Origin of the sequence: Glaesserella parasuis (assembly GCF_017352235.1) — a bacterium.
Taxonomy (GTDB): domain Bacteria; phylum Pseudomonadota; class Gammaproteobacteria; order Enterobacterales; family Pasteurellaceae; genus Glaesserella; species Glaesserella parasuis.
In genome coordinates this window covers 2,090,698-2,109,544 of sequence record NZ_CP071487.1, presented here as the reverse complement: position 1 = coordinate 2,109,544, position 18,847 = coordinate 2,090,698, and the positions used below count along the sequence as shown (strand labels likewise).

General features: G+C 38.4%; 18 protein-coding genes. 4 read left to right on the top strand and 14 right to left on the bottom strand.

What is annotated here, in order from left to right:
• Positions 1 to 210 precede the first annotated feature (210 nt).
• A complete protein-coding gene (gyrA, locus tag J1G47_RS10615; RefSeq protein WP_160413563.1) occupies positions 211 to 2,877 on the bottom strand; it encodes a DNA topoisomerase (ATP-hydrolyzing) subunit A in 2,667 nt (888 codons plus the stop codon).
• Positions 2,878 to 3,219: 342 nt separating this feature from the next.
• Between gyrA and J1G47_RS10610 the strand changes: the two genes are divergently transcribed.
• Positions 3,220 to 3,732, top strand: a complete 513-nt coding sequence (locus tag J1G47_RS10610; RefSeq protein ID WP_160580323.1) for a tyrosine-type recombinase/integrase — start codon at positions 3,220 to 3,222, stop codon at positions 3,730 to 3,732.
• 91 nt (positions 3,733 to 3,823) lie between these two features.
• Here the strand turns inward: J1G47_RS10610 and gap are convergent, their stop codons facing one another.
• Entirely contained in the window at positions 3,824 to 4,843 is a 1,020-nt protein-coding gene (gap, locus tag J1G47_RS10605; protein ID WP_021112078.1) for a type I glyceraldehyde-3-phosphate dehydrogenase, read from the bottom strand.
• Positions 4,844 to 5,072: 229 nt separating this feature from the next.
• Here gap and msrB point away from each other — a divergent pair, with 229 nt between their 5' ends.
• Complete coding sequence (gene msrB, locus J1G47_RS10600; protein ID WP_005714128.1) at positions 5,073 to 5,468, top strand: peptide-methionine (R)-S-oxide reductase MsrB; 396 nt, start codon at positions 5,073 to 5,075, stop codon at positions 5,466 to 5,468.
• A gap of 81 nt (positions 5,469 to 5,549) precedes the next feature.
• On the opposite strand, the gene ompA is transcribed toward msrB, so the two are convergent.
• The gene (gene ompA / locus J1G47_RS10595) at positions 5,550 to 6,647 is read right to left on the bottom strand and encodes a porin OmpA (protein ID WP_021115555.1); all 1,098 of its coding nucleotides are present in this window, start codon (positions 6,645 to 6,647) and stop codon (positions 5,550 to 5,552) included.
• Between the two features lie 402 nt (positions 6,648 to 7,049).
• Here ompA and ydiJ point away from each other — a divergent pair, with 402 nt between their 5' ends.
• Positions 7,050 to 10,142, top strand: coding sequence for a D-2-hydroxyglutarate dehydrogenase YdiJ (ydiJ, locus tag J1G47_RS10590; RefSeq protein WP_207326626.1), 3,093 nt, complete (start codon positions 7,050 to 7,052; stop codon positions 10,140 to 10,142).
• Positions 10,143 to 10,475: 333 nt separating this feature from the next.
• Positions 10,476 to 10,895, top strand: a complete 420-nt coding sequence (locus J1G47_RS10585; protein WP_010785949.1) for a hotdog fold thioesterase — start codon at positions 10,476 to 10,478, stop codon at positions 10,893 to 10,895.
• 551 nt (positions 10,896 to 11,446) lie between these two features.
• Here J1G47_RS10585 and J1G47_RS12340 read toward each other — a convergent pair.
• The 11 genes from J1G47_RS12340 to J1G47_RS10530 form a co-directional block, all read right to left on the bottom strand.
• Positions 11,447 to 11,977, bottom strand: coding sequence for an IS256 family transposase, variant Zn-binding type (locus tag J1G47_RS12340; RefSeq protein WP_416037124.1), 531 nt, complete (start codon positions 11,975 to 11,977; stop codon positions 11,447 to 11,449).
• Between the two features lie 301 nt (positions 11,978 to 12,278).
• Positions 12,279 to 12,593: a thioredoxin gene (gene trxA, locus J1G47_RS10575; protein ID WP_015940165.1), complete on the bottom strand. Its 315-nt coding sequence runs from the start codon at positions 12,591 to 12,593 to the stop codon at positions 12,279 to 12,281.
• A gap of 296 nt (positions 12,594 to 12,889) precedes the next feature.
• Positions 12,890 to 13,519: a LysE family transporter gene (locus J1G47_RS10570; protein ID WP_005712495.1), complete on the bottom strand. Its 630-nt coding sequence runs from the start codon at positions 13,517 to 13,519 to the stop codon at positions 12,890 to 12,892.
• A 1-nt stretch (position 13,520) separates the two neighbouring features.
• Positions 13,521 to 13,991 carry a phosphatidylglycerophosphatase A family protein gene (locus J1G47_RS10565; protein ID WP_005712497.1) on the bottom strand — a complete coding sequence of 157 codons (471 nt, stop codon included), beginning with the start codon at positions 13,989 to 13,991 and terminating at the stop codon, positions 13,521 to 13,523.
• Between the two features lie 2 nt (positions 13,992 to 13,993).
• The gene (thiL, locus tag J1G47_RS10560; protein ID WP_016528250.1) at positions 13,994 to 14,962 is read right to left on the bottom strand and encodes a thiamine-phosphate kinase; all 969 of its coding nucleotides are present in this window, start codon (positions 14,960 to 14,962) and stop codon (positions 13,994 to 13,996) included.
• Between the two features lie 8 nt (positions 14,963 to 14,970).
• Complete coding sequence (gene nusB, locus J1G47_RS10555; RefSeq protein ID WP_005712500.1) at positions 14,971 to 15,384, bottom strand: transcription antitermination factor NusB; 414 nt, start codon at positions 15,382 to 15,384, stop codon at positions 14,971 to 14,973.
• 78 nt (positions 15,385 to 15,462) lie between these two features.
• Positions 15,463 to 16,725 (bottom strand): type IV pilus secretin PilQ, encoded by a 1,263-nt coding sequence (pilQ, locus tag J1G47_RS10550; protein WP_026917118.1) that lies wholly within the window; start codon positions 16,723 to 16,725, stop codon positions 15,463 to 15,465.
• A 9-nt stretch (positions 16,726 to 16,734) separates the two neighbouring features.
• On the bottom strand, positions 16,735 to 17,076 hold the full coding sequence (locus tag J1G47_RS10545; RefSeq protein ID WP_232422128.1) for a hypothetical protein: 342 nt from the start codon (positions 17,074 to 17,076) through the stop codon (positions 16,735 to 16,737).
• Between the two features lie 44 nt (positions 17,077 to 17,120).
• Positions 17,121 to 17,651, bottom strand: coding sequence for a hypothetical protein (locus J1G47_RS10540; RefSeq protein ID WP_015940159.1), 531 nt, complete (start codon positions 17,649 to 17,651; stop codon positions 17,121 to 17,123).
• Complete coding sequence (locus J1G47_RS10535; protein WP_021112068.1) at positions 17,648 to 18,169, bottom strand: hypothetical protein; 522 nt, start codon at positions 18,167 to 18,169, stop codon at positions 17,648 to 17,650. The genes J1G47_RS10540 and J1G47_RS10535 overlap by 4 nt, the downstream gene beginning before the upstream one ends.
• Entirely contained in the window at positions 18,145 to 18,822 is a 678-nt protein-coding gene (locus J1G47_RS10530; protein WP_207326625.1) for a type IV pilus biogenesis protein PilM, read from the bottom strand. The genes J1G47_RS10535 and J1G47_RS10530 overlap by 25 nt, the downstream gene beginning before the upstream one ends.
• Positions 18,823 to 18,847: the final 25 nt, after the last annotated feature.

Genomic DNA, 18,847 nt, shown 5'->3' with positions numbered 1-18,847 from the left:
AAGGCAAAAAGGACAGTTTTTTGTTCATATTTCAAAAGTGAGCTTAAAGCCTTGTGCTATAAGGCTTTAGCCCACTTTTTACCAACACTTTTGTCTACTATGCCTATTTTGATCTAAAATAGAGCTTTTAGCCATTATCTAGGACAATCCCAATAAAAATAAGGCATTATCTTACAAAATATTAAGGCTGTGAATCACAGCCTTAATAAATTATGCTTCTTCAACAGATAAATTTTCTATACCGTCGTCTTCAATTTCACAGATTCGTTCAAGGCTGACAACATGTTCGTCTTCTGCGGTACGAATAATACGAACACCTTGGGTATTACGTCCTACAAGGCTGACTTCGTTTACACGAGTACGTACTAATGTACCGGCATCGGTAATCAACATAATTTGGTCATTTTCTTCAACCTGAACTGCTGCAACCACTTTACCGTTACGTTCATTCACTTTAATTGAAACCACCCCTTTTGTTGCACGAGATTTGACCGGATACTCACCTAAGGCAGTACGTTTACCATAACCGTTTTGGGTAACGGTTAAGATTTCACCTTGAGTATGTGGAATTACAAGGGAAACCACTTTATCGGTGGTTAAGTTAACACTTGAGGCTTCTTCAGCTTCTTCGTTTTCAACAGTTTCAATATCGACTTCTTCAGCATCATCGACTGAAATTTCGGTTGTTGCTAATTTAATACCTCGAACCCCTGTTGCAACACGCCCCATTCCCCGCACTGCAGTTTCTGCAAAGCGTACCACTCGACCTTGTGCCGAGAACAACATGATTTCACTCTCGCCATTGGTAATATCTACCCCGATTAATTCATCACCCTCGCGAAGTTTTAATGCAATTAGACCGCTTGATCTAACATTACTAAATGCATCGAGCGAAACTTTTTTCACCGTACCACTCGCCGTTGCCATAAAAATAAATTTATCAGCGCTAAATTCACCATTTGGAACGGGAAGAATTGCAGTGATACGCTCATTCTCCTCTTTTACAAGTGGAAGAATATTTACGATTGGCGTACCTCTTGCACCACGGCTTGCCTGTGGTAATTGATAGACTTTTAATTGATATAAACGACCACAGCTTGAGAAGCAGAGAATGGTATCATGAGTATTAGCGACCAATAATTTTTCAATGAAATCATCCTCTTTCATTTTCGTTGCTGATTTACCTTTACCACCACGACGTTGTGCTTCGTAATCCGATAACGGCTGATATTTCACATAACCAGCGTGCGATAAGGTCACAACTACATCTTCTTGAGCAATTAAATCTTCTAAATTAATATCGCCTGAAGCCGCAGTAATTTCAGTGCGACGCTCATCGCCAAATTCGGCTTTGATTTTTTCAAGCTCTTCACGGATGACTTCCATTAAACGCTCTGAGCTATTTAAAATGTGTAATAACTCGCTGATTTCTACCAATAATTCTTTGTATTCGTCTACGATTTTTTCGTGTTCTAAGCCTGTTAAGCGGTGCAAGCGAAGCTCTAGAATTGCACGAGCTTGGACTTCCGATAAATAATATTGCCCGTCACGTACGCCGAATTCAGAGGCTAAATCTTCTGGACGAGAAGCATCTACACCCGCTGCTTCAAGCATTGGTGCAACATTACCTAACGACCACGGACGATCCAATAAACCTTCACGTGCTTCATCGGCAGTTTTGGAATTTCGAATCAGCTCAATCACAGGATCTATATTGGCTAATGCAATCGCTAGACCTTCTAAAATATGTGCACGTTCACGTGCTTTACGCAATTCAAAGACTGTACGGCGTGTTACAACTTCACGACGGTGCATCACGAAAGCTTCAATAATCTGTTTGAGATTGAAAATTTTTGGCTGACCATGATCGAGTGCCACCATATTGATACCGAAAGTCACTTGCATTTGTGTTAGAGCGTACAAATTATTGAGTACCACTTCACCAACAGCATTATTTTTGATTTCAATAACAATCGAAATCCCTTTTTTATCAGAATAGTCTTCAATACTTGAAATACCTTCAATACGCTTATCACGCACCAATTCGGCAATTTTTTCGATTAAATTCTTTTTATTAACTTGATACGGCAATTCCGTGACGACAATCTGCTCACGGCCTTTTGAAGTTGTTTCGACACTGGCTTTGGCTCGTACATACACTTTGCCACGACCTGTACGATAAGCATCTTCAATCCCTTTACGACCATTAATAATCGCCGCCGTTGGGAAATCAGGACCGGGAATATGTTGCATCAACTCTTCAATCGTAATTTGTTCGTTTTCAATATAAGCTAAGCAACCGTTTAACACTTCATTTAGGTTATGAGGAGGAATATTGGTTGCCATACCCACGGCGATTCCCGAAGAACCATTAACAAGCAATGCCGGAATTTTAGTCGGTAATACATCAGGGATCATCTCTTTACCATCATAGTTTGGCGAGAAATCCACTGTTTCTTTATCCAAATCCGTTAACAATTCTTGCGTAATCTTCTGCATACGCACTTCGGTATAACGCATTGCCGCAGGCGCATCCCCGTCAATCGAACCAAAGTTCCCTTGACCATCTACCAACATATAACGAAGAGAGAACGGCTGAGCCATACGCACAATCGTATAATACACCGCAAAATCACCGTGAGGGTGATATTTACCGATCACATCACCGACTACACGTGCCGATTTCACATAAGGTTTAGATGATACGTTACCGCTTTGATCCATAGAAAAAAGTACGCGTCGATGAACGGGCTTCAAACCATCTCGCACATCTGGTAACGCTCGCCCAACAATCACAGACATTGCATAATCAAGATAGGAATTTTTTAGTTCCTCTTCAATACTGATAGGAATAATATCTTTAGCCAATTCACTCATTAAAATTTCCTAATTGCGTTGTAAACATACCTAATTATTTCTATAAGCTATTCAATTATTAAGTGAAAACCTTCTATAGAAAGAAGGTTAATTATAACATTTTAAATAATCAACTTCAATACAAAAGTTAATTATTTTTAAGATAAAAAAACATATAAAATATATTACGAACTTACTTTTAATAGTGATAAATTTAGAATTATTTTTAATAGGAGGATCAATAAATATAAGATATAACATTTAATATCAATTTTTTATCAAAGTATTTTCAATCATAAGAATATAAAACCATTTAAATTAAAGCATATTCCATTACCTAAGTATCATTTTACAGAAGGAATCATGTCATTTCCAGAATACAAAACTCTATGCGATTATTTAAAGGAACATAATTTACGTTATTACTTTATTGTAAGGTTCTTAGGAAGCACTGGAGCTAGAATAAGTGAACTAGTAAAATTCACAATACAAGATTTAGAAAAAGGATATGCTGAATGCCATTCTAAAGGAAAATTTAGAAGAATTAATATTCCTCAAAGCCTGATTAATGAATCTCGTGAATTTTTTCAAAATCATAAAAAAGAATTATTCCTGAATAGATATGGAGCACCTATTTCAGCTAGAGGTATTGCTCATAATTTGAAAATATATGCAGAAAAGTATGGCATCAGAAAAAATGTTGTCCACCCTCATAATTTTAGGCATTTCTTTGCTATACAATTTTTAAAGAAAAATAATAATATTGCTTTATTAGCCGATCTGTTAGGGCATTCAAATGTAAATATGACTGCTTTATATCTAAGACTATCTCATTCAGGACAACGTGAGGCTATAAATAATTCAGTGAATTGGTAATTTATTATATACTACTTCATATAGGCTTATTTCTATATAAAAAATGGCAATATAGATTTATATATTGCCATTTCCAATATTACTATTTTAATTAGCCTTTGTAGTTGTAAACGTGAGCAACTAAGTCTAATACTTTGTTTGAGTAACCAGTTTCGTTGTCATACCAAGAAACAAGTTTCACGAATGTATCTGTTAATGCGATACCTGCATCTGCATCAAATACAGAAGTTTCAACTGCACCGTTGAAGTCTGTTGATACTACTGCATCTTCAGTATAACCTAAAACGCCTTTTAATTCGCCGTTGAATGTTTTACCTTCTGCTGCATCTTTGATCGCTTTTTTGATCTCTTCGTAGCTTGCTGGTTTTTCTAAGTTTACAGTTAAATCAACAACAGATACGTTTGCTGTTGGAACACGGAACGCCATACCTGTTAATTTACCGTTTAATGCTGGTAATACTTTACCTACTGCTTTCGCTGCACCTGTTGAAGATGGAATGATGTTTTGTGCCGCACCACGACCACCGCGCCAGTCTTTTGCTGATGGACCATCAACAGTTTTTTGTGTTGCTGTTGTTGCGTGAACAGTTGTCATTAAACCTTCTTTGATACCAAATGTTTCGTGGATAACACGAGCAAGTGGTGCTAAGCAGTTTGTTGTACAAGAAGCGTTAGAAACAATGTCTTGACCAGCATAAGCGTTGAAGTTTACACCGTTTACGAACATAGGTGTGTTATCTTTAGATGGACCAGTTAAAACGACTTTTTTCGCACCAGCTTCGATGTGTTTACGAGCAGTTGTATCGTCTAAGAATAAACCTGTTGCTTCAACTGCGATATCCACACCAATCTCATTCCATTTTAAGTTAGCTGGGTCACGCTCAGAAGTAACACGGATTTCTTTACCGTTTACAACTAATTTGCCGTCTTTTACTTCGACAGTGCCATCGAAACGACCGTGAGTTGAATCGTATTTGAGCATATATGCCATATACTCAACATCAATTAAGTCGTTGATACCAACTACTTCGATGTCATCACGTTTTTGTGCTGCACGGAATACGATACGACCGATACGGCCAAAGCCGTTAATACCAATTTTAATTGCCATAGATTTTCTACCTATATTAAAGTTAAACAAAATTTGTTCTTTCCTAGACATTGGAAAAGCGAGAGGATTATAACACAATCTTTCCCTTTTCTGACAACTAAAGAACAGAGCAAAATATAGCAGATAAATTTTATGTGATCTATGTCAAATTTTTTAAAACCCTCTCTTGCTTTTAACTAAAAAAAGTTAGAATAATTGGTAACAAACCAATAAGAGAAAAGGATTTAAAATGATTAAAGATATTAGTGAATTAACCGAAGAACAGATTGAAATTTGTTTAAATGCAGGTACAGAAAAACCTTTCAGTGGTAAGTTCCTAAAAGAAAATAGGGTGGGGACATATCGCTGTGTTCGTTGCCATAATGCGTTATTTCGTTCTGATGCCAAATTTGATGCTGGTTGTGGCTGGCCAAGTTTTTATGAAACGATCTCGGAGTCTTCATTACGTTATGTAGATGATTATAGTTTAGGCAGACATCGTGTTGAGATTCGCTGTGGCAATTGTGATGCCCATATGGGACACGTTTTTAAAGATGGGCCTCAACCTACAGGATTACGCTTCTGCTTAAATTCTATTGCATTAAACTTTAAGTGGGATCAAACCGGTGAAGAAATAGATGGGTAAAATAAAGAATAAAAGTTTCTCGGTATAATAAAAATGCCCGCTTTTGCGGGCATTTTTTAAGTTTCTTGGATTCAAAAGTGATTACATAGAAACTTCTTTTGAACCTTGAACTTGGATTTCAACACGGCGATCTGGTGCTAAGCAAGTGATTAATGCTTTACGACCTTTAACTGCGTCACATGTGTTACCAGTTACTGGGTTAGCTTCACCGTAACCTACCGCTGTTACGTTAGCTGGGTTAACACCTTTAGAAACGATGTAGTTTGCTACTGTTTCTGCACGTTTTTGTGAAAGAGTTAAGTTGGCAGCATCTTTACCAATACGGTCTGTGTAACCGTTTACTTGTACAGCAGGGTTTGCTAAACCTAAATTTACGATCTCAGTGTGTACTGCGTCTAATGTTTGTGCTGCAGCTGGTTTTAAGTTTGCTTTACCGAAGTCAAATAATACGTCTGAGCTGAACGCGAAGTTTTTAGTTACAACTTCTGGTGCTGCTGCAACTGGTGCTGCACCTTGACCAAAGCGATATGAAATACCTGCGGTCACAGAATGAGAATCTGGGCTATAGTTGTAAGTTGCTCTACGATTCTCTTTCGCTTCAGCTTTAGTGAAGTTACCTACATTGCTCAACCATTGATATTCAACACGGAAAGCTAATTCAGGAAGAATTGCATACTCAACACCTGCACCAACGATTAATGAAGTTTTTAAGTTATGCGATTTAACTGGTTCTCTTGTTGTGGAGTAACGTTTGTAATCATTACGAACTAATGCAGCACCAACTTTACCGTAAACGTCTAAACCGTTTAATACTTCATAGCTTGGTTTTAAGCTTAAGTGTGTACCGTGTGCAGAGTGTTTGAATGCACGGAATTCTTGTTTGTTACCACGAACACGACCGAAATAATCGTAACCTAATTCAACTGCTAAGTTGTCAATAATTTGGTAACCACCAAACACACCGTAAGTTACAGAGTTACGGCTAATGCCATATTTTAAATTAGTAGCATCATAACGTGCATCATTAGCATACTTAGAGTCAATTTGATTAATATCATTGTGGAATGTTGCCCAACCAGCTTTAGCACCTACATAGAAAGTGTTAGCTTGTGGAGCAGCTTGAGCTACAGAAGCAACTGCTAAACCTGATACTGCTAATGCAATTAAAGATTTTTTCATTTTGATGATCCTCTATTATCGTCATCTAATTAAACAAAATTCTTAGCGTAATCATTACGCTAAGGCTTTAACTACGCTTTCTATTCTTCAATACGAAAAGAAAGTCGAAATTTCGCCTACATTTTACTAAAAAAAATCCGAAATACAAGCGAACTTTTTCAAAGAAGCCGTGTCGAGGCTGAAATTTCTTACATTCCTGTCTTTTCTTTCTTAAAGAACGAGGCAAGAATGCAACTATTATCCCATTAATATAAAAGAAATCAATTTATAAGCACTCAAGGAAATGTAAGTAAATGTAATAAATTGCAACTTTTTAAATGCTTTGCCAATTTTTTTGTAGTAATTTTCATTAAATGAAAATCTTGCTAAGATCTCGTTAAAATTTTAACAGATTAAAAAACTATGATCCCACGCCTTGCAAACATACCTCAACTTAATCCGCTTGTTCAGAAATATTTAGCTGAACTCAAACAGCAACATTTCAGTGGTGATATTGCGTCAAACTATGCTGATCGCCTTTCTCTTGCCACCGACAACAGCGTCTATCAGCAACTGCCCCGAGCGATTTTGTTTCCGAAATCCGTTGCTGATGTGGTGATTTTAACCAAACTGGCACAAAAAACCGCATTCCAAGCCTTAACCTTTACCCCGCGTGGTGGCGGTACTGGCACGAACGGGCAATCGCTGAACAACAATATCATTGTTGATCTCTCTCGTCATTTAACTCAAATTTTGGAACTGAATGTACAAGAGCGTTGGGTGCGAGTGCAAGCTGGCGTGGTGAAAGATCAGCTTAATCAATTTCTCAAACCGCACGGGCTATTCTTTTCTCCTGAGCTTTCAACCAGCAACCGAGCAACCTTAGGCGGAATGATCAACACAGACGCATCGGGGCAAGGTTCGTTGCAATACGGCAAGACTTCCGATCATATTTTGGCGATTAAAGCGGTGTTGATGAACGGCGATATTTTGGAAACACAAGCGGTCAAAACCGATGATTTTTTTGCAAATGTCGATCAACTTAATCTCACGGCGAATGGCAAAAAATTGCATAGCGAGATCTTCCAACGTTGCCAAGCGTTACGCCCGACCGTGCTGAAAGAACTACCGCAACTGAACCGCTTTTTGACGGGTTATGATCTGAAAAATGTATTTAACGACGATCTCTCCGAATTTAATTTAACCCGTATTCTCACTGGCTCCGAAGGTTCTCTTGCCTTTATTTGCGAAGCTAAGCTCAATCTTCTTCCGCTTCCTGAATACCGAACGCTGATTAACATTAAATATAATTCCTTTGATGCGGCGTTACGTTCCGCCCCTTTTATGTTGCAAGCCCAAGCCCTATCGGTTGAAACGGTGGACTCCAAAGTGCTGAACCTTGCCAAACAAGATATTGTGTGGCATTCGGTGTCGGATCTGCTCACTGAAGATGAACACAATCCGATTTTGGGGATTAACATTGTTGAATATGCTTCAAATGATAAGGCTCAGAATGAAGCGCGGATTGCCAAGCTGTGCCAAGCTCTAGATGAAAAAATCCAAGACGGCACAAGCGGTATCATCGGCTACCAACTTTGCAACGATGTGGCTTCGATTGAAAAAATTTATGCAATGCGGAAAAAAGCAGTCGGTTTGCTGGGCAACGCAAAAGGTTGGGCAAAACCGATCGCTTTCGTGGAAGATACCTGCGTACCGCCTGAACATTTGGCAGATTATATTGTGGAATTTCGCCAACTGCTCGACGAGCACGGTTTGGATTACGGTATGTTCGGACACGTCGATGCAGGGGTGTTGCACGTTCGTCCTGCCCTTGATTTATGCGACAAAGCACAGGTTGCCAAATTCAAAGCGATTTCCGACCAAGTGGTTGAATTAACTGCAAAATACGGCGGTTTGATTTGGGGTGAACACGGCAAAGGTATGCGTTCTGCCTATGGCGAGCGGTTCTTCGGCGAAACCTTATGGAAAGAGTTGCGTTATATCAAACAGCTTTTCGATCCGCAAAACCGCTTGAACCCGGGTAAAATCTGTACGCCGTTAGATAGCCAAGCCAGCCTTTATCCGATTGACTCGCAAATGCGTGCCGATCTAGACAGACAAATTCCTATTCAAGTGCGAGAAGCCTTTAAAGGGGCAATGAATTGCAACGGCAACGGTTTGTGCTTCAATTTTGATGTACACAGTACAATGTGTCCGTCAATGAAAGTGTCGGGCAACCGCCTATTTTCACCGAAAGGAAGAGCAACGTTAGTGCGTGAATGGCTACGTTTACTGGCGGAACAAAATGTTTCCCCTGATGAGTTGATCTTTGAAAAACAGCAAACATCGGCGAAATTAGTCGATTTTGCGAAGAAAATCCGTAATCAGTGGCGAAAATCACAAGAGTATGATTTCTCCCACGAAGTGAAATCGGCAATGGATACTTGCCTTGCTTGTAAAGCCTGTGCCAGCCAATGTCCGATAAAAATTGATGTACCAACGTTCCGTTCACAATTTAACGAACTTTATCACCGCCGTTACCTGCGTCCGCTGAAAGATTATGTGGTGGCAAACCTCGAATTTGTTGCACCGATAATGGCAAAACAGCCGAAGTTGTTTAACTTTTTCAGTGCCAACAAACTGGCTGAAACCGTTGTAAGTAAAACCATCGGAATGGTCGATCTACCAGCCTTATCCGTGCCGACATTACAGCAACAGTTAGTTGAAATCGGCTATCAAGGCAAAACCTTGGAAGAACTAGAACAGCTTGCGACAAGCGGTCAGTTAGACACAGAAATTTGCAAATATGTCCTTGTGGTACAAGATCCCTTCACCTCTTATTATGATGCCAAAGTGGTGGCGGACTTTGTTCAGCTCGCCCAAAAACTCGGCTTCAAAGCGATTGTGTTGCCGTTCAACCCAACGGGTAAAGCACAACATATCAAAGGCTTTTTGCACAAGTTTGCCAACACCGCTCGCACACAAGCCGAATTGTTAAACCGTGTTGCCAAATTAGGCATTGCAATGGTTGGCGTTGATCCTGCCTTAACCTTGATTTACCGTGAAGAATACCGCCAAATTTTAAAAGACGACTGTGGCGAATTTAAGGTGTTGCTGGCTCACGAATGGCTGTTGGCTCAACTGAAAAACGGCACTCTCGACCATTGCAAAAAATCAGCTGAAACCAACCGCTTACCGTGGCACTTATTTGCACACTGTACCGAAAGCACCTCGCTGCCAAACAGCTTGAAAGAGTGGCAACAGATTTTCGCCCATTTCGGCGAAACCTTAACGGCGGAAAATATCGGCTGTTGCGGAATGGCAGGCACATTCGGGCACGAAACCAAACACCTTGCAATGTCAAAAGAGATTTACGCACAATCGTGGCAAGTGAAGTTACAAGGCAAAACCTTATCCCGTTGCCTTGCCACTGGTTACTCTTGCCGTAGCCAAGTGAAACGAATGGAACATCAGCTACTCAAACACCCTGTACAAGCGTTGTTGGAAGTGATTTGACCTAGATAAAAAATAGGCATAAAATAAAAACAAGGGACGGCGGTCACCGTTCCTACTCGGTTTCACTGCTTAGCCCGCGCTACCCTTAAGTAACAGGCATAGCAGAATAACAATTAACCACAAAAGAATGCGTTTCATTGTTTTTATCTCCACGGATAACATTAAACGTAAAGATCTACTAAAACAGCCCGCTAGGTGCTTACTGGCGGACTGATTTTTCGCAGATCCGCCTCTGTTTTATTATGTTTAAACAATAAAACATTGGGAAAAATTATACACAAAGCCTGTTTATTTGAACAGGCTTTTGTTTTATCTATATACGGAAAACACAAAATGATTTGGAAAAAAAGCACCACCACGGAACAACTCAATCAGCTTTGCCAACACTCTGCTATTTCGCATTTAGGCATTGAATTTACCGTTCAACAAAACGATAGTCTAGAAGCGACCGTACCTGTCGATCATCGCACAACACAGCCATTCGGCTTATTACACGGCGGTATTTCTGCGACTTTAGCGGAAACCTTAGGCTCTGCAGCTGCATTACTTTGTTGTGAAGAAAATCAAATCCCTGTCGGCACAGAATTGAATATCAGCCATTTAAAAGCGATAAAAAGCGGAAAAGCCACGGGCAGAGCAACACCGTTACATTTAGGTAAAGAGAGCCAAGTGTGGCAAATAGAAATTCGAGATGATGCGCAACAGTTATGTGCCGTGGCAAGATTAAGTACTAAGCTACTCTCCCAAAGATAAAACAACCCCCCAAACCTTTCGATTTGGGGCTTTTCATTTCTCATAATGGTGGGGGAATCCCCACCTATAAATGATTACTCTTCATCACCATCAAACCCAGTATTTGGCATAGTAGACAAAATAGTTGCTGATTCCTCAAAAACTATGCCAAGTGGACAAAACAGTTGCTAATATCTATTTTCTCTAAATGTTAGCAACTCTTTTTATTTAAAAAATCCTGTATAAACATAATCTTACGCTTTTTCCTTAATCCATTATGATTATTTAATTTTCGTTTAAGTTCACTAAATAATCCCTCTAAGCGATTTGTCGTCTTTTCTATATTTAATTCAGTATGTTTTTCATAGATAAAAATAAAATCCATATAACGCTTTAAACTGGCACAAGCACTTCTTACATTGCGATGTTTATAAGGAAAATAGCCTTTTTCATTCGCTTTATCACTCCTTTCTTTTAAAAATGCTTGGTGTTTTATGAACCAAGAGTGTAATCGCCGATAAAATTCATTTTTTGAGCTTTTTGTGAGTGTTTTTGCAATTATTTTTAATTCTTTACCCGCTTGTGATTGATGTTTTTTTTCTTAATTTCCGCATCACAATTGCCACCATATGAAATTGACGCATCTGTACTGGCGTATTAAATAAATCTTTCATCAAACCACGTCTACCATCACAGGTAATCGATTGAATTATATAGCCTTTTTCTCTTAACCTATTCAGGGCAAGTTTGTAGTAAATATATTTTTCGGTTCGCACAAAATAATGGGAAATGACATTATTTGAAAGCGTATCCATTAACACTAATACGCCAAAATAACGACAGAAAAACGTTGTATCCATAATGATATTCAGGTATCGATTTAAAGGCGGTTTTAAAGCTGTTTTAGGGACTTTATCAATATATCTTTGAATAGTTCTGACTAAACAATGATATTTAACGGCAAGTTGTTGATAGGTTTGTTTTCCAGATGTGTAATCAGTCCAAATCTTAATTGGGTCTAATTTAGTTTTTAAGATAAAGGTTTTATGGCATTTATGACAAAAATATCGTTGAATATTATTTGATGTACCACATTTCTTTATTTTCAGACTTTGGCAAAATGGGCAGTTTTTTGTTCATATTTCAAAAAGAGGCTTAAAGCCTTGTAGTATAGGGCTTTAAGCCACTTTTTAGCAACAAATTTGTCTATTACACCAGTAAATATCGCATAGGACATTAAAGAAACTGCAACCTTATTGAGGAAAATTAATTATCCCTCTTATACAGTAATGATTTGATTTTTTAATGTCTGCTATTAATCTCACGGTTAGAGCAATCTAACCGTGAGATGTTAATAGCTATACTCAGGAAGACTCTAAAATATAGGAGTTTTTAATATAGAAACTAAGATAGATGTTCTAAAAATGCTGGCAAATTTTGAGCCCCTACTTGTTGAGCTACGACTTCTCCATTTTTAAAAATCAATAAAAATGGAATACTACGAACACCAAATTCTGCTGGAATCTGCTGATTTTCATCAACATTCATCTTCACAATACGAGCCTTATTTCCAAGATTTATGGCTAAATCATCTAATACTGGACCAATTGCTCGGCAAGGACCACACCAAGGAGCCCAAAAATCTAATAATACTGGGACATCCGATTTTAATACATCTTGTTCAAAAGATGCGTCAGTTGTATGAATTACTGTACTCATAATTTTTCCTTAACTAAAATAAAAAAGAAACGCTTCTATAACATCTAAAGCGTTAAGACGTGCACAAGATAGTGCTTTATTCCTGACTTTTCAAGTAGGAATTAAGTATTAATGTAATTAATTTTACCTAGCGTGCTATGAAGTTTTATACTTAGGGAAATTTCCACTATGTATAAGAATACTAAACGGCAAATCCTCATATAGTTCAGTGAATAACTAACACATTGATACATTATATCTTATTTACAACATTTTTATGGGACATATCTGTTGATGCCTTTGTCTACCTTACAAATTTAGGAGAATATCCATAGGCTAAATACCCCCTCATACACCAATTTCCCCCCAAATAAAATAAACACTGCCCCAGCAAAATTATCTAGATAGCGGTTATATTTGGCATAAAAATGGCGAATAGCTGGTCGAGAAAATAGCAAAGCGACAAGCCAGAAATAAACCACTGCACTGCCCACTAAAATGGCAAGTACCGCAAGTAAGTCCGCTAATGCCGAGAGATTAGCAACATAACCAGCTAAAACACTGCTGAAAAACACCACAATTTTAGGGTTGGCAAGGTTAATCATTAATCCTTTTAGAATTTCTTTAACGGTTGAAGTTGCTTGTGATGTCGATGTTGCCGAGCCAATTTCCGCATTTTTCGTGATTTGCACCATTTGAATGCCGCTATAAGCAAGATAGCTTCCGCCACAAATCATCAGCACAAATTGAAATGAAGGGAAATGTTTATTGAGAAATGCCAAGCCAAACAAAGTGAGCAATGCCCAAAATGCAACACCGATAGAGATACCGATAGCACCTAAAATCGCATTTCGGCGAGTATCTGCCATTGCTTTACGGCTGACATAGAAAAAATCAGGACCAGGGCTAATTAAGCCCAGTAATTGTACGAAAAAAATTGTCCACATTTTAAATGCACCAAGAGATCAAATAGAGAGTAATAATCGAGTAGATTGCCGCTAAAATATCATCAAACATAATGCCTAATCCGCCTTGCAGATGTTCATCAAAATAGCGGATAGGGTAGGGTTTGAGAATATCAAACAAGCGGAAAGTGACAAAGGTCAGCAGATAATAGAGCCAGTTGTGTTCAGGCAGAAAACCGAAGATCACAAACACCGCAACGATCTCGTCCCAGACGATCCGCCCATCATCGTGTACGCCAAGATCGTGACTGGTTTTGTCGCAGATGTAGCACCCAGCAACAAAAGTGATCAAGCTCAGTAACACAAAAAAGAGCGTGCTTTCTGTGATGTGCCACAACAAGATCGCCCCCCCTAAACCAGCCAAAGTTCCCCAAGTACCAGGGGCAGGTTTGATTAGCCCTGAACCAAAGCCGAATGCGAGAAAATGAATAGGATTTTTTAAATTTATCTTCATTGTTAATTAAAATGATCAAAGCCAACTTGATTAGGCTGTGGATAAACAGTGCCGTGTTTTAGTAAGGTTAAACGACCGCTTGTTTCGGTGATTTTACCGATACAATGGCAAGAAATGCCTAAATCTGCAACGGCTTGTTCCATTGCAGAACGATTGTCTTCCGATACGGTAAAACAGAGTTCATAATCTTCCCCACCCGTTAAAGCAAATTGTTCTGCCTGTTCTTGTGAATAAGTTTGTAACAGTGGTGCTGAAAGCGGTAACTTATCCACATTAATTTCCGCACCGCAACCACTTCGTTCTAAAATATGCCCTAAATCTGCTAACAATCCATCGGAAATATCAATCGCACATTGTGCATAGTTGAGCAAACACTGTCCTAATGTCACTCTAGGTGTTGGGCGTAAATGGCGTTGAATTAAGTAGTGTTGAGCGTCGGTCAATGTGGCTGGCGGATTGAGCAACAGGGCTAACCCTGCCGAGCTATCGCCTAAATGCCCTGAAACATAGATAAGATCCCCCACCTGTGCTTTATGGCGGAATAATCCTTTGCCTTTAGGCAGAAAGCCTTGTGCGGTCAAGGTGATCGCCAAGTGACCTTTGGTGGTATCACCGCCGATTAAAGCGGTTTGATGCTCGGCTAAAATAGCAAAAAGTGATTGGCTAAAGCTATCAAGCCATTGATGATCAACGTCGGATAAGGTTAATGCCAAGGAAACCCAAGCGGGTTTTGCCCCCATTGCTGCGAGATCGCTCAGATTAACCGCAACGGACTTATAAGCTAAATCAGCAGGGGAAATCGTAGGAAGAAAATGTGTACCAAGCACTAAGGTGTCTGTGGTAATGGCGAGCTGATGATCCGTTGGAATTTCTGTCACCGCACAATCATCGCCCACGGAAAGTAAAATATCGTGGCGATCTAACCGCTTGTCACGACTAAAATAGTGCTTTATCAAATCAAACTCGCCCATTGTAATCCTTATTTGCGGTTCAACGCAGGGGCTAATTTATCTAATACGCCATTGACATATTTGTGGCTATCGTCAGAACCGAATACTTTTGCCACTTCAATCGCTTCATTAATTGCCACTTTGTAAGGCACATCTAATTCAAATTTTAGTTCATAACTGGCTAAACGTAAGATAGTACGTTCAATCGGATCTAATTCATTATCTGCACGATCTAAATATGGACGAAGAATATCATCAATAACATCTACATTTTCTACCGTACCGCGTAACAATTTACGGAAATAAGGCATATCTACGCCTTGCATATCTTGATCGGTCACAAAGGCTAATTCAACTTGTTCAATACTATTTTGCGAAATGTACCAAGAATAAAGTGCTTGCACCGCACATTCTCTCGCACGACGACGGGGAGAAACTTTCATAAAACCTCAATTTATCGAAATAAAAATAGTCGGCAATTCTAACACATTGTAGCCTTTTCCCGCAAAATAAAGGTGAAGTTATTTCTGCTTTTCCGCTCCCATTTTTTCAGATTTTACAATATAAGGCGTAACAAAAATAACCAGCTCCCGTTTAGAGATTTTATCTCGGTTTTGGCTAAATAAGCGTTTAATCACGGGGATACTGCCTAACAGCGGGACTTTATCTTCGCCTTTGGCGATCAGATGTTGAAAAATACCGCCTAATACGATGGTTTCGCCGTGTTTAGCAAGGACTTGTGTATTAATTTCTTGTTTATCAATCGTTGCCATCATATTGTTCATCTGGTTATTTGGCGAATTTTGGCTAATGGCAAGATCTAACAAAATCTGATTTTGTTTAGAAATATGTGGCGTGACTTCTAGCCCCAAAACCGCTTCACGAAATTCAATATCGGTGATTTCCTTTTTCTTACTGTACATTGCATAAGGAATCTCTGTACCTTGTTTGATACTCGCTGGTTTTTTATCTGTTGTGAGTAAGCGAGGGCTTGCAATGATCTCAATGTTATTTTCGCTCTCTAATGCGGTGAGTTCTAAATGAAGTACACGGCTGTTGATAGCGGCAATTTGTAAGGCAACGGAAGCGGACGGATTTACTGGAAAATTTACGTTTAAGTTGTTGGTAGTTAATCCGTTGCCCTCTAAGTTTCCTGCCAATTTGTAGTGATTTTCGTTAGGGGAAAATAAGCCCCAACGCACGCCAAGTTGTTGTAAATGTTCACTGCTGATCGTGACAATTCGGGCTTCAATTGCAATTTGTTCCGTTGGTTTATCTAGGCTTTCGATAAGTTGAGTAAAGTTTTTAACTGAGGCGGCACTGTCTTTGACGATAATACTATTACTGCGATCATCAAAATGAAGATAACCATTCTCTGATAGCAAGTTGCCTTGCCCTTTTGTCAAAGACTCTATTACTTCAGAGGCTTTGGAATAGTGTAACTTGATTGTTTTGGTGATTAATTTAGGCAGAGCATTAACTAATTGTGCCGTAGTATGTTGTTTATGTTCTTGGGCTTGATGAATATAGTAAATGCCATTTTCTTTTTTTAAATTTAATTGATGTGTTTTGATTAAACTATTTAATATCTCATCAAAATGGCTTTTTTCTACTCTGAAATTTTTTGTATCTTTAATTTCATCCGAAATTGTAATATTCTTTCCAGTTTCCTCCGCCAAATAACTAATAATCTCTGCCGTTGGGGCATTTCTTATCGAAAGTGAAATTTGTTGGTTTGCTAATACAGGAAAAGTAGCAAAGAATAGCAGGAATAAATAACGCATAATATACTCCTAAAATTTTGAAGTAAACAATTTAGGGGATTGGCAATTTTCTGTTTTTTGCCAATTAATATAACTAACAGATTTAAAATTAATTTCTTTAATTTGAATAAAGGAATGGCTTAAATAGTCGTCAGGGTATAAATCTATAAGCTGTTTTTTATCATCTATAAAAATCGCTCGGATTTTATCGTCGATCTGAATAATGCCGATAAGCTGTAATTTATCAAAATCTGTGGTGAGGTGAATTTCGTTCACCTTCTCTGTTGGCGTACAAGCGGTCGTTTTGTTTTGATCTTTTGCCGTTTGTGGCTGATCTTGGGCATTTTCCTTGGCATAAAAAGGATCTGCCATAGTAACAGCACTTAGAAAGACAAAATAGAAAAAGCATAATCGCATTACGGTTCTCCTGTGTCAGCTTGAAAAAGTAAAGTGGCATTGAGTTGAATATATTTCTGTTTTGTTTTTTTAGTTAAATGAATTTCCTGAAATTTAACTGTTGTTAATTGATTAAGCTCAGCAATCACATTAAATATCTTTTGTGTAGATTGGCTAATTAATAAATAGATTTTTCTTTCTTCCATATTCCATTGAATACTGTCAATTTCTACGCTATTTTTATCTAAAATCAGCTGAATTTGTTGATTTATTTTGGTTAATAATTCACTTTTATCTTGAGCAAGTTGATAGCGTTGTTGTAATAATTTTAATTGTTGCTGTTTATGCTCAATAATCTGTTTAACTTCAGTGAGCTGTTTTTGTTGTTGTTCTATTTTCTGATTAAGATAAAAATAATTTCCTACTGGAAATGCCACAATCAATAAAAATATTCCCGATAGAATAAATCCTTTATTTTGGTTTAAATAATATAAGCCACGATATAATGGATGTTCTGGCATTAAATAATACTTGGCTAAGGACAATTTCATTCTTTTTCCTTTAAATCAATATGTAGGCTAAATTCAATCTCGCTTTTTTCACGCGTTTCAAATTGTTCTATTTGATAAATGTAATTCATTGCTTTTAATTGTTGTTCAAGCTCGCTAAATTGAGTAGGGCTAGACACTTTGCCTTTGAGTTTAAAGACGGTATTTTCTGCTTGGTATAGTTGGGCTATCTCAATAATTCCTGATAATTGAATGCCTAACAGATAATTCAAAAATGCGGTAATCTGCCTATTTTCTAGGCTTTGTGTGCTTTTATTTTGTGATTGCAAAGTCAGTTGTTCAATCTGCTGGCTTAATGCGGTTTGTTGCTCTTGGCTTTGTTGTCGCTGTTGAGCCAAAGTGTGAAATTGATGTTGTTGCTGTTGATTTTGCCAACTGATAAGTAACGCCAGTAGTGTGCTAACCACAAGACAAGCGGTGAGATGCTTGAGGTTTTTTTGCGACTGTTTCAACCATTGCTGTTGGCGGTAGCCATTTAGATTGATGCCTTGCCATTCCATAAGCTCGCTCCTAATGCAATGAGATAAGGATAAAAATGGGGAAAGTGTTGAGCTTGGGGCAAGCCGTCCACTTCAATGATTGGTTTGGTGCTATTATTCTGCTTTTCGACGATAATTCGTTGATTTTGAAAGTGAATAAATTTGTCTTGAATGTGGAAACTGTGTTCAAGAATTTGCGTTTCCGTTATTTTTGTCAGAAATCCTACCGCTCGTAGTAGGCAGTAGAGTTCGCAATCTAAAATAGCCGTTGGGTCAAAGCTGTTGCTTTTTCTTAGAGCATATAGATTAAGCTGGCAAAGGTGGCTTTCGGCTAAAGGGGTAATGTGGTAATCAATGTTTACTTCAGATAAAGCTAAAGGTAGGCTCTGTTTGAGTACACGAATGATTTGCTCAGCTTGTTTTAAATGGGAATGTAGCTCTGGCAGTATCAAGGTTTTTCGCCAAATATGCTGATGAGAAATGCCTTGAATAAGCTGATAGTTAAAGGGAAATTGTTGTAGGAAACTATCCGCTTCTACTTTGTTTGAAAAGTAAAAGGTGTGAGGTTGTTCTTGCTCAAAATAGACGATACAAGCGGTATTTTCTTGCCAGAAAAAGCCAACTTGAATAGGTTTGAGTTGCGGTGTTGTACGAAATTGAAAGAATTTACCCATATTTCCCTCGAATAAAAAATAGATT